Origin of the sequence: Kineococcus arenarius subsp. arenarius, assembly GCF_050871845.1 — a bacterium.
Taxonomy (GTDB): domain Bacteria; phylum Actinomycetota; class Actinomycetes; order Actinomycetales; family Kineococcaceae; genus Kineococcus.
In genome coordinates this window covers 26,593-40,263 of the sequence record NZ_JBJLSE010000033.1, presented here as the reverse complement: position 1 = coordinate 40,263, position 13,671 = coordinate 26,593, and the positions used below count along the sequence as shown (strand labels likewise).

16 protein-coding genes are annotated in these 13,671 nt (G+C 74.3%); 10 read left to right on the top strand and 6 right to left on the bottom strand.

The features are described 5' to 3' along the window. Positions 1–180: 180 nt before the first annotated feature. The 6 genes from ACRYM0_RS10290 to map all read right to left on the bottom strand — a co-directional run bounded on the left by ACRYM0_RS10290 (position 181) and on the right by map (position 4,312). Entirely contained in the window at positions 181–576 is a 396-nt protein-coding gene (locus tag ACRYM0_RS10290; RefSeq protein ID WP_432504711.1) for a hypothetical protein, read from the bottom strand. Between the two features lie 4 nt (positions 577–580). Further along, entirely contained in the window at positions 581–1,165 is a 585-nt protein-coding gene (locus ACRYM0_RS10285) for a DUF6083 domain-containing protein (RefSeq protein ID WP_432504709.1), read from the bottom strand. Positions 1,166–1,207: 42 nt separating this feature from the next. Continuing rightward, on the bottom strand, positions 1,208–2,203 hold the full coding sequence (locus tag ACRYM0_RS10280) for an LLM class F420-dependent oxidoreductase (RefSeq protein ID WP_432504720.1): 996 nt from the start codon (positions 2,201–2,203) through the stop codon (positions 1,208–1,210). A gap of 51 nt (positions 2,204–2,254) precedes the next feature. Next, positions 2,255–3,034 carry a polyphosphate--glucose phosphotransferase gene (ppgK, locus tag ACRYM0_RS10275; protein WP_432504718.1) on the bottom strand — a complete coding sequence of 260 codons (780 nt, stop codon included), beginning with the start codon at positions 3,032–3,034 and terminating at the stop codon, positions 2,255–2,257. 83 nt (positions 3,035–3,117) lie between these two features. Then, positions 3,118–3,333 carry a PspC domain-containing protein gene (locus ACRYM0_RS10270; RefSeq protein WP_432504707.1) on the bottom strand — a complete coding sequence of 72 codons (216 nt, stop codon included), beginning with the start codon at positions 3,331–3,333 and terminating at the stop codon, positions 3,118–3,120. Positions 3,334–3,421: 88 nt separating this feature from the next. Then, complete coding sequence (map, locus tag ACRYM0_RS10265) at positions 3,422–4,312, bottom strand: type I methionyl aminopeptidase (RefSeq protein WP_432504705.1); 891 nt, start codon at positions 4,310–4,312, stop codon at positions 3,422–3,424. Between the two features lie 53 nt (positions 4,313–4,365). On the opposite strand from map, the gene ACRYM0_RS10260 reads away from it, so the two are divergent. The 10 genes from ACRYM0_RS10260 to ACRYM0_RS10215 all read left to right on the top strand — a co-directional run bounded on the left by ACRYM0_RS10260 (position 4,366) and on the right by ACRYM0_RS10215 (position 13,669). Then, entirely contained in the window at positions 4,366–4,551 is a 186-nt protein-coding gene (locus tag ACRYM0_RS10260; protein WP_432504703.1) for a methionine aminopeptidase, read from the top strand. 158 nt (positions 4,552–4,709) lie between these two features. Next, positions 4,710–5,975, top strand: coding sequence for a toxic anion resistance protein (locus ACRYM0_RS10255; protein ID WP_432504716.1), 1,266 nt, complete (start codon positions 4,710–4,712; stop codon positions 5,973–5,975). Next, positions 5,972–6,856 (top strand): hypothetical protein, encoded by an 885-nt coding sequence (locus tag ACRYM0_RS10250; RefSeq protein ID WP_432504701.1) that lies wholly within the window; start codon positions 5,972–5,974, stop codon positions 6,854–6,856. The genes ACRYM0_RS10255 and ACRYM0_RS10250 overlap by 4 nt, the downstream gene beginning before the upstream one ends. 8 nt (positions 6,857–6,864) lie before the next feature. Continuing rightward, positions 6,865–7,899 carry a hypothetical protein gene (locus ACRYM0_RS10245; RefSeq protein ID WP_432504699.1) on the top strand — a complete coding sequence of 345 codons (1,035 nt, stop codon included), beginning with the start codon at positions 6,865–6,867 and terminating at the stop codon, positions 7,897–7,899. 67 nt (positions 7,900–7,966) lie between these two features. Further along, the gene (locus tag ACRYM0_RS10240) at positions 7,967–8,761 is read left to right on the top strand and encodes an AIM24 family protein (RefSeq protein ID WP_432504696.1); all 795 of its coding nucleotides are present in this window, start codon (positions 7,967–7,969) and stop codon (positions 8,759–8,761) included. A 155-nt stretch (positions 8,762–8,916) separates the two neighbouring features. Continuing rightward, positions 8,917–9,492: a TerD family protein gene (locus ACRYM0_RS10235; protein ID WP_432504694.1), complete on the top strand. Its 576-nt coding sequence runs from the start codon at positions 8,917–8,919 to the stop codon at positions 9,490–9,492. Between the two features lie 134 nt (positions 9,493–9,626). Next, the gene (locus ACRYM0_RS10230) at positions 9,627–10,817 is read left to right on the top strand and encodes a DUF475 domain-containing protein (protein ID WP_432504691.1); all 1,191 of its coding nucleotides are present in this window, start codon (positions 9,627–9,629) and stop codon (positions 10,815–10,817) included. Between the two features lie 63 nt (positions 10,818–10,880). After that, positions 10,881–11,747 carry a hypothetical protein gene (locus ACRYM0_RS10225; protein ID WP_432504688.1) on the top strand — a complete coding sequence of 289 codons (867 nt, stop codon included), beginning with the start codon at positions 10,881–10,883 and terminating at the stop codon, positions 11,745–11,747. 35 nt (positions 11,748–11,782) lie between these two features. Next, positions 11,783–12,361 carry a TerD family protein gene (locus ACRYM0_RS10220; RefSeq protein WP_432504686.1) on the top strand — a complete coding sequence of 193 codons (579 nt, stop codon included), beginning with the start codon at positions 11,783–11,785 and terminating at the stop codon, positions 12,359–12,361. Between the two features lie 66 nt (positions 12,362–12,427). Further along, positions 12,428–13,669, top strand: coding sequence for an HpcH/HpaI aldolase/citrate lyase family protein (locus ACRYM0_RS10215; RefSeq protein ID WP_432504683.1), 1,242 nt, complete (start codon positions 12,428–12,430; stop codon positions 13,667–13,669). Positions 13,670–13,671 lie beyond the last annotated feature (2 nt).

Sequence of the window (13,671 nt, the reverse complement as noted above, 5' to 3'; positions counted from 1 at the left end):
GGGCGGCCCCCCCGAGCTCCCGGGTAGGCCGCTGGAGGCGGGCGGCGACCCACGCCCGTGAGGGATGGCCGCGGCCCGCGCCGGGTGGCGACACCCGCCGCGGGGCACAGGATCCGGCTTACAGGCCGGCTCGTCCACCACCCGGCGCCCCCGGGGGCCGCGGTGCGGCCCCCGGGCGGTTCACAGCGAGCCGAGCGACCAGCCGGCGACCTCGCTGATGCGGCCCCGCCACAGCAGCCCCTCGGCGATCCGCTGCGTGCCGTCGATCTGCGCACCGGCCAGGTGCAGGAAGTCGCGGTGCGGCGGCTCCCCGGCGGGGCGCCTGCTCTCCAGGGCCTGGAAGAGGCGCTGCACGTCCTCCGCGACCTGCCTGCCCCCCGCTCCGCCCCGGGCGGCGCGCTCGCTGAACTGCTGCAGCCAGCGGTCGCGGCCGATGAGGGTTCCGGAGACGACCTGGCCCCCGGCGAAGAGCGTGATGTCCAGCACCATGCCGTGGTCGGCCATCGCGGCCAGCCGTTCCAGGACGGCGTCGCCGCCGATGTCGAGGATCTCCTGCACGTCGTGATCGTCGGGCACGCGGTCAGCCTAGGCCGTCGTCCGCGGACGACGCCTCGCGGTGGGTGCGCCACACCTGCCGCAGCCGCGGGTTGCCCGGCTCGGCAGCGGCACCGCACACCACCGCGTGCAGCAGCCGGGCACCCACCTGGCCGGGGTCGTCCCCGGCCGGCTCGGCACGCCCGTCGCGCACCCGCCAGCGGTCCTGCACCGGCACGGCCGTCGCCAGCACCGCCTCCTTGGCCAGGCGCGCCACCTCGCCGTCGGTGCGCCGGTAGACGTGCACCACCCCCGAGCAGCGCGGGCAGTCCTCCTCGGTGAACGGCCGGGCGGCGGCGATCCGGGCCACCCGTGCGAGGTGCCGCAGCACCTCGGGGGAGTGCTGCCCCAGCGTGGGCGGCAGGCCGGCACCGCCGGCCGGCTCGGGGGCCGGCTCGGGCTCGGGCGCGGGCACCGCGGAGAAGCGCGCGGTGCACCGGGCGCACACGCGCACGCGCACGCCGAGGCGCTCCTGCTCGCCGACGTCCTCCGTTCCGCCGCAGAACGCGCAGAGGCCGACGGGGTCTGGCTCCACCACGGCCCCCGGCGCCGGGGCGTCCTCCTCGCTCACGACGTCAGCGTGCCAGCCCGTCCCGACAGCACCGCACCCGCCTCAGCCGCGCAGGGCCGGGACGACCTCGCGCTCGAACAGCTCGATGCCGCTGGTGTCGGTGGCCGCCTCGGGGAAGTACAGGATCGGGTAGGTCATGCCGGCGTCCACGATCGGCTTGAGCTTCTCGACGATCTGCTCGGGGGTGCCCACCCCCGGCAGGTGCGCGGCGATCGAGCCCAGCTCGCGCTCGGCGGCCTCGGCGCCGACGTGCCGCTCGAGCACCGCGCGGCGGGCGGCGACGCGCTCGGCGACCTCCTTCTCGTCGCGACCGATGGCGACGTTGTAGTTGGCGCTGCGCACGATGGCGCCGAAGTCGGTGCCCACCTCGCGGCAGTGCTCCTGGAGCACCCGGGACTTGTGCGTGAAGCCCTCCAGCGTGCCGTCGAAGTTCGTGTACCGCGCGTGCTGCGCGGCGATCCGCAGCGTCTTGCGCTCGCCGCCGCCGGCGATCCACAGCGGGATGCCGCCGTCCTGCAGGGGCAGCGGCCGGCAGATCGCCCCGTCGGTGCTGTAGTGCCTGCCGGAGAAGGTGCTGGTGCCCTCGCGCCACAGCTGGGACATGATCTGCACGCCCTCGTCCAGGCGCGCCAGGCGCTCACCGGCCGAGGGGAACCCGTAGCCGTAGGCGAGCCACTCGTGCTCGTACCAGCCGGCGCCGATGCCCATCTCCACGCGGCCGCCCGAGACGACGTCGACCGTGGCGGCGACCTTCGCCAGGTACGCCGGGTTCCGGTAGCCCGTGCACGTGCACATCTGACCCAGGCGGACCCGTTCCGTGGCCGCGGCGAAGGCGGCCATCAGCGTCCACGCCTCGTGGGTGGCCTCGTGGGTGGGCTCGGGCACGGTGTGGAAGTGGTCGAAGACCCAGATCGACTCCCACACGTCCCCCGCGTCCGCGCGCTGCGCCAGCGAGCGCATCGTGCGCCAGTGCTCCGCGGGGGGCACCCCCACCAGGTCGTGCTTCCAGCCCTGGGGCACGAAGAGTCCGAACCGCAGCGTCGCGTCGCTCATGGTCGCGACCCTAGTGCGCCGCCGGCGCGGGCCGCGTCAGCGGCGCGTGCGCGCCGCCGCCAGCGAGGCGGCCCCGATGATGCCCGCGTCGTTGCGCAGCGCCGCCGGGACGATCGGGGTGCGCAGGTCCAGCAGCGGCAGGAACTTCTCGTGCTTCTTGCTGACCCCGCCGCCCACGACGATGAGGTCCGGCCACAGCAGGTCCTCCAGGTGCGAGTAGTACCGCTGCAGGCGCTTGGCCCACTGCTGCCACGACAGGTCGTGGCGCTCGCGGGCGGAGTCGGCGGCCTTCTTCTCCGCGTCGTGCCCACCGATCTCCAGGTGCCCCAGCTCGGTGTTCGGCACCAGGGTGCCGTCGATGATGAGCGCGCTGCCGATGCCGGTGCCCAGGGTGGTGACGATGACCACGCCCTTGACGCCCTTGGCGGCGCCGAAGGCCGTCTCGGCGTACCCGGCGGCGTCGGCGTCGTTGACCACGAGGACGGGCCGGCCCAGGGCGTCGGAGAACAGCGCCTCGGCGTCCGTGCCGATCCAGGAGGGGTCCACGTTCGCGGCGGTGCGGGTGATGCCGTGCTGCACGACCGCCGGGAAGGTGATGCCGATCGGGGTGTCCGGGTCGGTGTCGAACCCGGCGAGCACCTCGGCGACGACGGGCGCGACCGCCGCCGGGGTGGCCGGCTGCGGGGTCGCCAGCCGGACCCGCTCGGCGGCGAACTCCCCACCGGCCAGGTCCACCGGCGCCGCCTTGATGCCGGAGCCGCCGATGTCCACCCCCAGGGCGCGCGCGGGCCGTGCGGGGGAGGGGGTGGCGGGCAGGCCGCTGTTGGAGGCCGTCGGAGTGCTCACGACGCCGAGCGTAGGCAACGGCGGGGCGCGACGCCGCCCGGGCGCGCCGGGTCTCAGCGCACGGCGCGCGCCGACCCCTCCTTGGGCATGATCACCCACAGGACCAGGTACACCAGGACCTGCGCCCCCGGCAGGACGCAGGACAGCACGAACAGCAGGCGCACGACGTTGGCGGACAGCCCGAACCGGCGTCCCAGGCCGGCGCACACGCCGGCGATCAGCTTGCCGCGGGCCGGGCGGACCAGTCCGGTGGTGGTGAGACCGTTCACTGCGGGCTCCTCTCGACGTCGGGTGTCGAGGAGGCAACGAGCGGGGCGCTCGCGGGGTGCCCGGGGAGCCTCGCGGGGCGGCGGGGGCTCAGGGCAGCGTGAGGATCTCCGCACCGGTCTCGGTGACGACGATCGTGTGCTCGAACTGCGCGGTGCGCTTGCGGTCCTTCGTGACCACCGTCCAGCCGTCCTCCCACATGTCCCACTCGTGGGTGCCCAGCGTCAGCATCGGCTCGATGGTGAAGACCATCCCCGGCTCCATGACGGTGGCGTGCTCGGGGGCGGCGTCGTAGTGCGGCACGACGAGGCCGGAGTGGAACGCCGGGCCCACGCCGTGGCCGGTGAAGTCGCGCACGACGCCGTAGCCGAAGCGCTTGGCGTAGGCCTCGATGACGCGGCCGATGACGTTGATCTCCCGGCCCGGGGCGACCGCCTTGATCCCGCGGCGGGTGGCCTCGCGGGTGCGCTCCACCAGCAGCCGGGACTCCTCGTCGACCTCGCCGCACAGGTAGGTGGCGTTGTTGTCGCCGTGCACGCCGTCCAGGTAGGCGGTCACGTCGAGGTTCACGATGTCGCCGTCGCGCAGCACCGTGGAGTCGGGGATGCCGTGGCAGATGACCTCGTTGACGCTGGAGCACAGCGACTTGGGGAAGCCCCGGTACCCCAGCGAGGAGGGGTAGGCCCCGTGGTCGCAGAGGAACTCGTGGCCGACCCGGTCCAGCTCGTCGGTGGTGACGCCCGGCGCGATGAGCTTCGCGGCCTCCTCCATCGCCTGCGCCGCCAGCCGCCCGGCGCGCCGCACGCGCTCGACGGTCTCGGGGTCCAGCACGTGCGGGCCGGTGTAGGGGGTGGGCGCGGGCTCGTCCACGTACTCCGGCCGCGCGATCGACGCCGGCACCGGCCTGCGCGGGCCCACCGTCCCGGGGACGAGGTCGCCGAGGGGCGCGGTGCTGCCGGGGGCGGTGGTGCCGGTGCTCATGCCTGGAGTCTAGGTCGGGTGCGCGGGCGGGGCGCAGGGGCGAGGATGGCGCGGTGAGCGCAGGACCGTACTTCTACGACACGCGCACCGGTGAGGTGCAGGACGCCGAGCACCGCGGCCCGGGCAAGTACCTCCTGGGGCCCTACGCCACCCGCGAGGAGGCGGCGCGGGCGCCCGAGCTGGCGCGGGCCCGCACGGAGGAGGAGGACCGCCGGGACGAGGAGGAGGAGGACTGGTGACCGACCCCGGCCCCGCGCGCGCCCACCCGCGGGCGCAGCGGCGGGTCCGTCGTCGGGTGGATGCCGCGGGCACCCTCCCGGGGCCAGGATCGTTGAGCCGGTGCGGCTCCTAGGATGAGCCGCGCGTGGCAGTGGTCGAGGACGAGGGGAACCGCCTGATGTCGGAGTCGCTGGACCTGAGCAAGCCGCTGACGCCGCCCGCGGCGCCGGCGCCGGCCGCGAGCGACCTGGACCTGACGCCCCCGGCCCCCGTGCCCGTCGTCGCCGACGAGCAGGCCGAGAGCATGATCCCGCTGGACGAGGCCACCCGCACCGAGCTGGCCCGCAAGGCGCAGGCGTTCGTCGCCGACCTGGCCGCCCAGGACCCGCGCAGCCCCGCCTTCACCAAGCGGGTGGACGACATCACGCGGATGGGGGAGCAGGAGGTGCGCGCCTCGGCGCAGGTCTCCAACCGCATGCTGGAGCGCCCGGCGTCCTCGCTGGCCGGGGCCAAGGGGCAGAAGGCCGCCGGTCCGGGCGCGGACGCGCAGGTGAAGGTCGCCGGCACGCTGCTGGACCTGCGCCGCACGGTCACCGAGCTGGACCCGGGCCGTGCCGACCTCAAGGGTGCCAAGAAGATCCTCGGGATCATCCCGATGGGCAACAAGATCCAGCGGTACTTCGAGCGCTACCAGGACGCCCAGTCCCAGCTGGACGCCATCATCAAGGCCCTCGCCAGCGGCCAGGACGAGCTGCGCAGGGACAACGCCTCCATCGAGTCCGAGAAGCAGCACCTGTGGGCCACGATGGGCAAGCTCACCGAGTACGCCACCCTCGCCAAGGCGCTGGACGAGGCCACGGTCGCCAAGATCGAGGAGCTGCGGGTGACGAACCCGCAGGCCGCGGAGGCGCTCACGGCGGACGCGCTGTTCCCGATCCGCCAGCGCCACCAGGACCTGCTGACCCAGCTCGCCGTCAGCGTGCAGGGCTACCTGGCCCTGGACCTGGTGCGCAAGAACAACATCGAGCTCATCAAGGGCGTGGACCGGGCGCAGACCACCACGGTCGCGGCGCTGCGCACGGCCGTGGTCGTCGCGCAGGCGCTGGCCAACCAGAAGCTCGTGCTGGACCAGATCAACGCGCTGAACACCACGACGAACCAGATGATCCTGTCGACCTCCGAGATGCTCAAGCAGCAGACCGGGCAGATCCACCAGCAGGCCTCCACGGCCACGGTGGACGTCGCGACGCTGCAGAAGGCCTTCGACAACGTCTTCGCCACCATGGACGCCATCGACACCTTCAAGCAGCAGGCCGTCGTGAGCATGGCCTCCACCGTGGACGCGCTGGAGGGGCAGGTGCACCGCTCGCGCTCCTACCTGGAGCGGGCGCGCAACGGCGAGGGCGACGGCTCCGGCCCGGCGCTGCCGGGGCCGGGGCGGTGAGCGAGGTGGCCGAGCGGGCGCCGCGGTCGCTGCGGGCGCGGGCCGGCAGCAGCGACGCCGTGGTGCGCCGGCGCGGCCCGGCCCAGGCGCCGCCGGAGGTGGTCTCCCGACGGTTGCGCAGCCGCGCCTGGCGCGCGGTGAACTCCTGGTGGCTGGCGATCCCCGCGGTGGGGCTGCCGTGGCTGGCGTTCCTGTACATGGGGCTGCGCGGCCGTCGGCCGGCGTGGATCGCGGCCGCCGCGGGGTACTTCGCGTCCTCCGGGGTGTCCTTCGCGCTGCTGGCCGGTGACGCGCTGCTGTTGAACGTGCTGGGTCTGCTGCTGGTGTTCGGCACGTGGGGACTGGGGCTGGTGCACTCGATCATGGCGAACTCGCGCTGGCTGCGGATCAAGGCCGCCTTCACGGGCGAGGTGGGGGCGCTGGAGCAGGCTCCGCCCGTCCCGGTGGAGCCGGCCGACCCGGTGCAGGCGCTGCAGGCCCGGCTGCGCGGGACCGTGCAGCGCGCCAACCGCGCCGGCGGCCGCCTGCCCGACGGGGCGGTGCCCGCCGTGCGGGAGGTCGAGGACGTCCTGCGGCCCCTGCTGGCGCACGTCGCGCGCCGCGGCGCGCAGGTCGAGGAGATGCACAACCTCGAGGCGATCGTCACCGAGTACCTGCCGCAGGCGCTGGAGCGCTACCTGGACCTGCCGGAGGACTACGCGCTGCACCACCGCGGCCCGGCGGGCACCACGCCCGCGGAGGAGCTGGTCAAGCAGCTCGGGCTGCTGCTGGAGGGGGCGCGCGAGCTGCAGCAGGCCGTGTACGACCACGACGCGCGCCTGCTGAGCGAGCAGGGCCGCTTCCTGGACGCGAAGTTCCGCCGCTCGGACCTGGACCTGTAGGAGGCGTCGTGGGGGTCGACCTGGGCAAGGGCGGGGAGCAGCTCCCGGAGCGGGCGCACGGGGCGCCGGTAGAGCCGCTGGCCTCGGGGGCCGCCGTCCCCGCCCGTTCGACGTCCCCGCCGGCGCCGTTCCAGCCGAGGCCACCCTCCCCGTCGCCCCGGCCGCCGGCGAAGCGCGGGAAGCCGCGCGGGGGGAAGGGGGGCCAGGGGGCGAGCGGGTCGCACGCGGCGTGCAGCCCCGACGACGCCGAGGCCCGCGAGATCGAGGCCCTGGGCATCGACGAGTCGCGCCTGAGCCCGCTGGGCGCCACCCTGCCGAAGGTCGGGTTCGTCCCCGACCCCGTCCTGCAGGCGGTCCGCTTCGCCTGGATGGGCCTGTGGATCACCTTCTTCGCCGTGGGCTGGGCCGCCGTGGCCCTGGTGGTGATGTTCGCCTGGATCGGCGCCAACGCGGCCTACGAGACGCACAAGAAGGAGCTGCGGCGCCGCCGCAAGCGGGAGATGCGGGCTCTGCGCGCCGAGGCCGCGGGCGGTCCGCCCGCGCTCACCGGCCCGGCGCACCCGCGCGCCGGTGCGGTCCCGCCCCGGCCGTTCCCCGAGCGCCGCCCGCCGGACGCGGTGCCCCCGGTCAGCGACGCCGAGCGCGCCCTCATCGCGACCGTGCACCGCGTCGACGCCAGCGGTCGCTTCGAGCGCACCGACGTCGTGCTCGTGCACGAGGTCGCGGACCTGCTGGGACCCCTGCTGCTGCGGGTGGCCGAGGGCGGTGCGGACCCGCGGGTGCGCCACGACGTGGAGACCCTGGCCACCGAGCACCTGCCGCGCACGGTGGAGGACTACCTCGCCCTGCCGGCGGACTACGCCCGTGAGCACCGCACTCCCGCCGGGACCACCCCGGCCGAGGAGCTGCGCAACCAGCTGCACCTGCTCCTGGAGGGCTGCCGGCGGCTGCGCGACGCCGTGCACGACGCCGACGTGGACCGCCAGCTGCAGCAGAGCCGGTTCCTGGAGTCGAAGTTCCGCCGCGGCGAGCTGGACCTGTGAGCGCCGTCGCCGGACCCGTCGCCGGAGCCGGCGCCGGCCGTGAGGAGCGAACGGTGAGGAGCGGATCGTGAGCCTGGACGTGCAGCTGGTCGGCACGACCACCCAGATGGCGGTGGTCACCCTGCGACCGGGGCAGGTCGTCTACGCGGAGGCGGGCAAGTTCCTGTTCTCCTCCGGGGACGTGGTGATGGAGACCAAGCTGACCGCGCCGGGGGAGAAGGGCGGCGAGGGCGGCCTGGGCGGTCTCCTGCGCGGCGCGGTGGGCGCCGGCAAGCGCGTGCTGGCGGGGGAGTCGTTCGCCTTCCAGCACTTCAGCACCCCCGGTGGTGACGGCCTGCTGGGCCTCGCGGGCGTGCTGCCCGGCGAGATGCGCCACCTGGAGCTGGACGGCTCCACCACCTGGTTCGCCGAGAAGGACGCCTTCGTCGCCGCCGAGGCCGGCGTGCGCTTCGACATCGCCTTCTCCGGGCTCGGCCAGGGGCTCATGGGCGGCGAGGGCTTCATCCTGGAGAGGTTCACCGGGCGCGGCTCGCTGCTCATCGCCGGGGCCGGGGACTTCATCGACCTCAACCCCGCCGACTACGGCGGCACGGTGCGCGTGGACACCGGCTGCATCGTCGCCTGGGACGACGGGGTGGAGTACAGCGTGGAGACCGTGGGGCGGCTGAACCGCCAGGGCATCATGAGCGCCGTCTTCGGCGGCGAGGGCCTGACGCTGGCCACGCTGCGCGGCAACGGACGCGTGATCCTGCAGTCCGTCACCATCGAGGGCTTCGCGAAGGCCCTGGCCAAGAACGCCGTCAAGCCGGACCAGCAGGGCCTGGGCGCCATCGGGGGGCTCTTCTCCGGCTCGCGGGGCTGAGCCCGCGGCCGGGTCGCGGCCGCGGGCCGGCCCGGCGGAACCACCCGCCCCCCCGTGCACGTTCAGCGGGGGCGGGGAACGGCCGCACGCGGTAGACACGCGTGCAGCACCACGCACGACGACCGACGCACGACCGACGAAACGGAGCGCACACCATGGGCGTCAGCCTCAGCAAGGGCGGCAACGTCTCCCTCACCAAGGAGGCGCCGGGCATGACCCGCGCCGTCATCGGGCTCGGCTGGGACGCGAACAGCTTCACCGGCTCGGAGTTCGACCTCGACGCGCAGGCGATCATGGTCGGGGCCAACGGCAAGGTCCCCAACGACGGCTACTTCGTCTTCTTCAACCAGCTGAAGTCCCCCGAGGGCTCCGTGGAGCACACCGGCGACAACCGCACCGGTGAGGGTGACGGCGACGACGAGAAGATCAACGTCGACCTCTCCGGCATCCCCGCGGAGATCGAGAAGGTCGTCTTCACCGTCGCCATCTACGACGCCGACACCCGCAAGCAGTCCTTCGGCCAGGTCCGCAACGCCTTCATCCGCGTGGTGAACGCCGACGGCGGCACCGAGGTCGCCCGCTACGACCTCACCGAGGACGCCTCCACCGAGACCGCCATGGTCTTCGGCGAGCTGTACCGCAACGGGGCCGACTGGAAGTTCCGCGCCGTGGGTCAGGGCTACGCCGACGGCCTGCGCGGCATCGCGACGGACTTCGGCGTCAGCGTCTGACACGTCCCCGCCGCGGTGGGCGGGACACCGCCGCGCGGCCCCGGGCCGCGCGGCGGTTCGCCGCGCCGCGCCGCTCCTGAGAAGGTGCGGTGACCGACCCGCGCGGCGGGCCCGAACGAACAGGAAGCAGACGCGTGATCCTCAAGACCTACGGCTGGTCGTTCGCCGTGACGATCGCCGGGCTGGTGCTGGCCGCCTGGTACGGCCTGTCGGCCCACCTGGGCATCTTCCAGGCACTGCTGCTGGTGGCCATCCTCTGCGTCCTGGAGATCAGCCTCTCCTTCGACAACGCCGTCGTGAACGCGACGGTGCTGGAGAGGATGAGCGACTTCTGGCAGAAGATCTTCCTCAGCGTCGGCATCATCATCGCCGTCTTCGGCATGCGGCTCGTCTTCCCGATCCTGCTGGTCAGCGTCACCGCGGGACTGGGCCCGGTCGAGACGGTGGAGCTGGCGCTGCAGGGCGGCGATCCCGAGGAGCCCGGCACCTACGGGTACGAGCTGAACCAGGCGCACCCGACGATCGCGGCCTTCGGCGGCATGTTCCTGCTGATGCTGTTCCTCAACTTCTTCTTCGGCGAGAAGGAGCACCACTGGCTCAAGCCCCTGGAGCGCTTCGGGGAGCGTGCGGGCAAGCTCGAGGCGGTGCAGGTCGTCGTCGCCGGCGCGGTGCTGCTCGTCGCGGCGGAGACGTTCGCGACCGACCACGGGCGCACCGTCCTGGCGTCCGGGCTCGCCGGCATCCTCACCTACCTGCTGGTCAACGGCCTCGGTGAGCTCTTCAACGTCGAGGACCACCTCGAGCACGGCGAGGGCCACGCCGAGGCGGAGCGGGGCACGCCGCTGGAGGGCGGCGGCGCGCCCGTGCCCGGCCAGGACGGCACGAGCACCACCGGTGGTGGTGCCGGCGGCCCGAGCGGCGTGGCCAAGGCCACCGGCAAGGCCGCGTTCTTCCTGTTCCTGTACCTGGAGGTCCTGGACGCCTCGTTCTCCTTCGACGGCGTCATCGGCGCGTTCGCCATCACCTCCGACCCGATCATCATCGCGATCGGCCTGGGCGTGGGCGCCATGTACATCAGGTCCATGACCGTGCACCTGGTCAAGGAGGGGACGCTGGCGCAGTACCCCTACCTGGAGAACGGCGCCCTGTGGGCGATCGGCGCCCTGGCGGTCATCCTCATCATCAGCATCGAGGTGCACATCCCCGAGGTGGTCACCGGCCTCATCGGCCTGGCCTTCATCGTGGCGGCCCTCATCAGCTCCATCGTGCGCAACCGCCGCCACCCCGAGGAGGCGCACGTCCAGGCGCACGCGGAGACGCACTGACGGCGCACTGACGGCGCACTGACGGCGCGGGAGACGGCGCGGGAGTCCGGGCGGCGCGGGGCGGTGAGCACGGAGGAGGACGGGGTGGCGGGGGCGAACAGGCCGGCCGAGGAGGTGCACAACTTCCTCGGGCGCCCGGGGCCGCGGCGCAGCGACCGCACGCTGGGCGACCACCTGGAGCCCCGCCGCCCGTCTCGCCCCGCGCCCTCGCCCGCCCCCCGCGCCGAGCCCGCGCCGCCGGTGGTGCGCGCGCGGACCCCGGTCGCGGCGCGCCCCGCCGCACCCGCGCCGCCGGTGCCCGCCGCGGCGGTGGGCAGCGCCCGGCGCTCCGAGTCGCTCCTCGTGCTCGACGACGAGCGCCCCTCGGTGCGGGTGCCCGCCGCCGAGCGCGGGACGGGGACCCTGCGCGTGCTCCTGGAGTGGGAGCCGCAGCGCAGCGCCTCCGGCCTGCAGCGCTCCACCGACCTGCACCTGGGGTGCCTGTGGGAGACCCGGGACCGGCGCAGCGGCCTCGTGCAGTCCCTGGGCGACCTGCTCGCCGCCCCCGGCTACGGCGCCCGCCAGGTGCTGCGCCTGGGGGCGCGCAGCGAGGAGGGTGAGGAGCTCCTGGTGGACACCCGCCACCTGGAGCTCCTGCGCCGCCTCGTGCTCTACGTCTACGCGGTGCGCCCCCAGCCGCCGGACTTCACCGCCCTGGCCCCGCGCGCCACGCTGCGCCGCCGCGACGGTGCCCGGCTGCAGGCGTGGGCCGCGGACCCCCCGGCGGGCGCGCGCACCTGCGCCCTGGTCTCCGTCCACGACGTGGGCGGGGAGCTCGTGGTGCGCCGCGAGAACGAGTTCTTCACCGGACCGCAGCAGGAGGTCGCCGAGGCCTACGGCTTCGACGACCTGGCCTGGGACCCGGGCGGCACCGTCCCCCGGCACGCCTGAGCACCCGAGAACACCCGACGAGAAGGAGCGAGCACGTGGTCGACCTCACCAAGGGGCAGAAGCTGTCGCTGAGCAAGGCCGGTGGCGGCTCGCTCACCCGGGTCTCGATGGGCCTGGGCTGGGACGCCGTCGCCAAGGGCTTCCTGGGCCGCCGCAAGTCCATCGACGTCGACCTGGACGCCTCCTGCCTGCTGTTCGACGCCTCCGGGCAGCTCGTGGACACCGCCTGGTTCCAGCAGTTGCGCAGCGGGGACGGGTCGGTGACCCACACCGGCGACAACCTCACCGGCGAGGGGGAGGGCGACGACGAGGTGATCGTCGTGGACCTGCCCGCGGTGCCCGAGCGGGTCGTCTCGCTGGTCTTCACGGTCAACAGCTTCACCGGCCAGGACTTCTCCTCCATCGAGAACGCCTACTGCCGGCTGCTGGACACCGCGCAGCCGCAGGCGGTGGAGCTGGCCCGGTACCAGCTCACCGGCTCCGGCAGCCACACCGCGCAGGTCATGGCCAAGCTCAGCCGCGACGGCTCCGGCTGGTCCATGACGGCCATCGGCCAGCCCGCCTCCGGGCGCACCTTCCGCGACCTCCTGCCGGCGATCACCCCGCACCTCTGAGCGGCACCCGCCGCCCACCGAAGACCCCGCCCACCTCTCCAACCCGACGGGAGGAGGAGCGCCGCCGTGCGCCACTTCGCCGAGCTCGACCCCGGGCGCACCGACGCGCTGTTCCTCCACCCCCCGCAGCCGGTCGACCTGGCCGCCGGGCGCGACGAGCTCGCGACCGCGCTCGGCGCCACGATCTACTCCCCGGCCACCCGCCAGCGCCTGGCCGGCGACCTGCTGCGCCTGGCCCGCCGCGGGGTGCGCAGCGCCGTGGCGTGCCTGGAGGACTCGGTGCCCGACGACCGCGTCGGCCACGCCGAGGACACCCTGGTGCGCGAGCTCGCCGACCTCGCCCGCCGACCCGAGTGGTCCCAGGGCCCGCCGCTGATGCTGTTCGTGCGCGCGCGCACCCCCGAGCAGCTCCTCGCCGTCGTCGAGCGCAGCGGCGTCGGGGTGGACTGCCTGCAGGGGTTCGTCCTGCCGAAGTTCGGTGGCTCGGGCCAGCCGGACCCGCGGCGCTGGATGGAGGCCGTGCGGCGCGCCTCGCAGCTCGCGGGCCGGCGGTTGTGGGCGATGCCCGTGCTGGAGAGCCGCGACATCGCCCACCTCGACACCCGCCACGACGCGCTGTTCGCCGTGCGGGCCGTCCTGGACGAGCACCGCGACCTGGTGCTCGCCGTGCGTACCGGCGCCACGGACCTGTCCGCCGCCTACGGCCTGCGCCGCCCGCGCGGGGCCACGGTGTGGGACGTGCGGGTCGTCGCCGGCGTCCTCGGCGACGTCATCAACGTGCTCGGTCGCGCCGACGGCAGCGGTTACCCCATCACCGCGCCGGTGTGGGAGCACTTCACCTCCGGCCCCCGGGTCTTCCGCACCACCCTGGCCGCCGGGCCCTTCGCGGGCTCCGGCGCCGAGGACCTGCGCGAGCAGCTCATCGCCGACGACCTCGACGGGCTGGTGCGCGAGCTGGAGCTGGACCGCGTCAACGGCCTGCAGGGCAAGACGGTCATCCACCCCTCGCACGTGGCCGTCGTGCACGCGGTGTCGGTCGTGACCCACGAGGACTTCTGCGACGCCTCCGACGTCCTGGCCCAGTCCGCCGGCGGGGTCATGGCCTCCAGCTACCGCAACAAGATGAACGAGGCCGGCCCGCACCGGCCGTGGGCCGAGCGGGTCCTGGCCCGGGCCCGCGCCTTCGGCGTCGCCCGCCCGGACGTCTCGTACGCGCACCTGCTGCAGGCGCAGGACGACGCCTGGCAGGCGTTCGCGCACCCCTCCGGTGAGCGGGTCGCCGGGGAGCCGACGGGGGTGCAGGGGTGAGG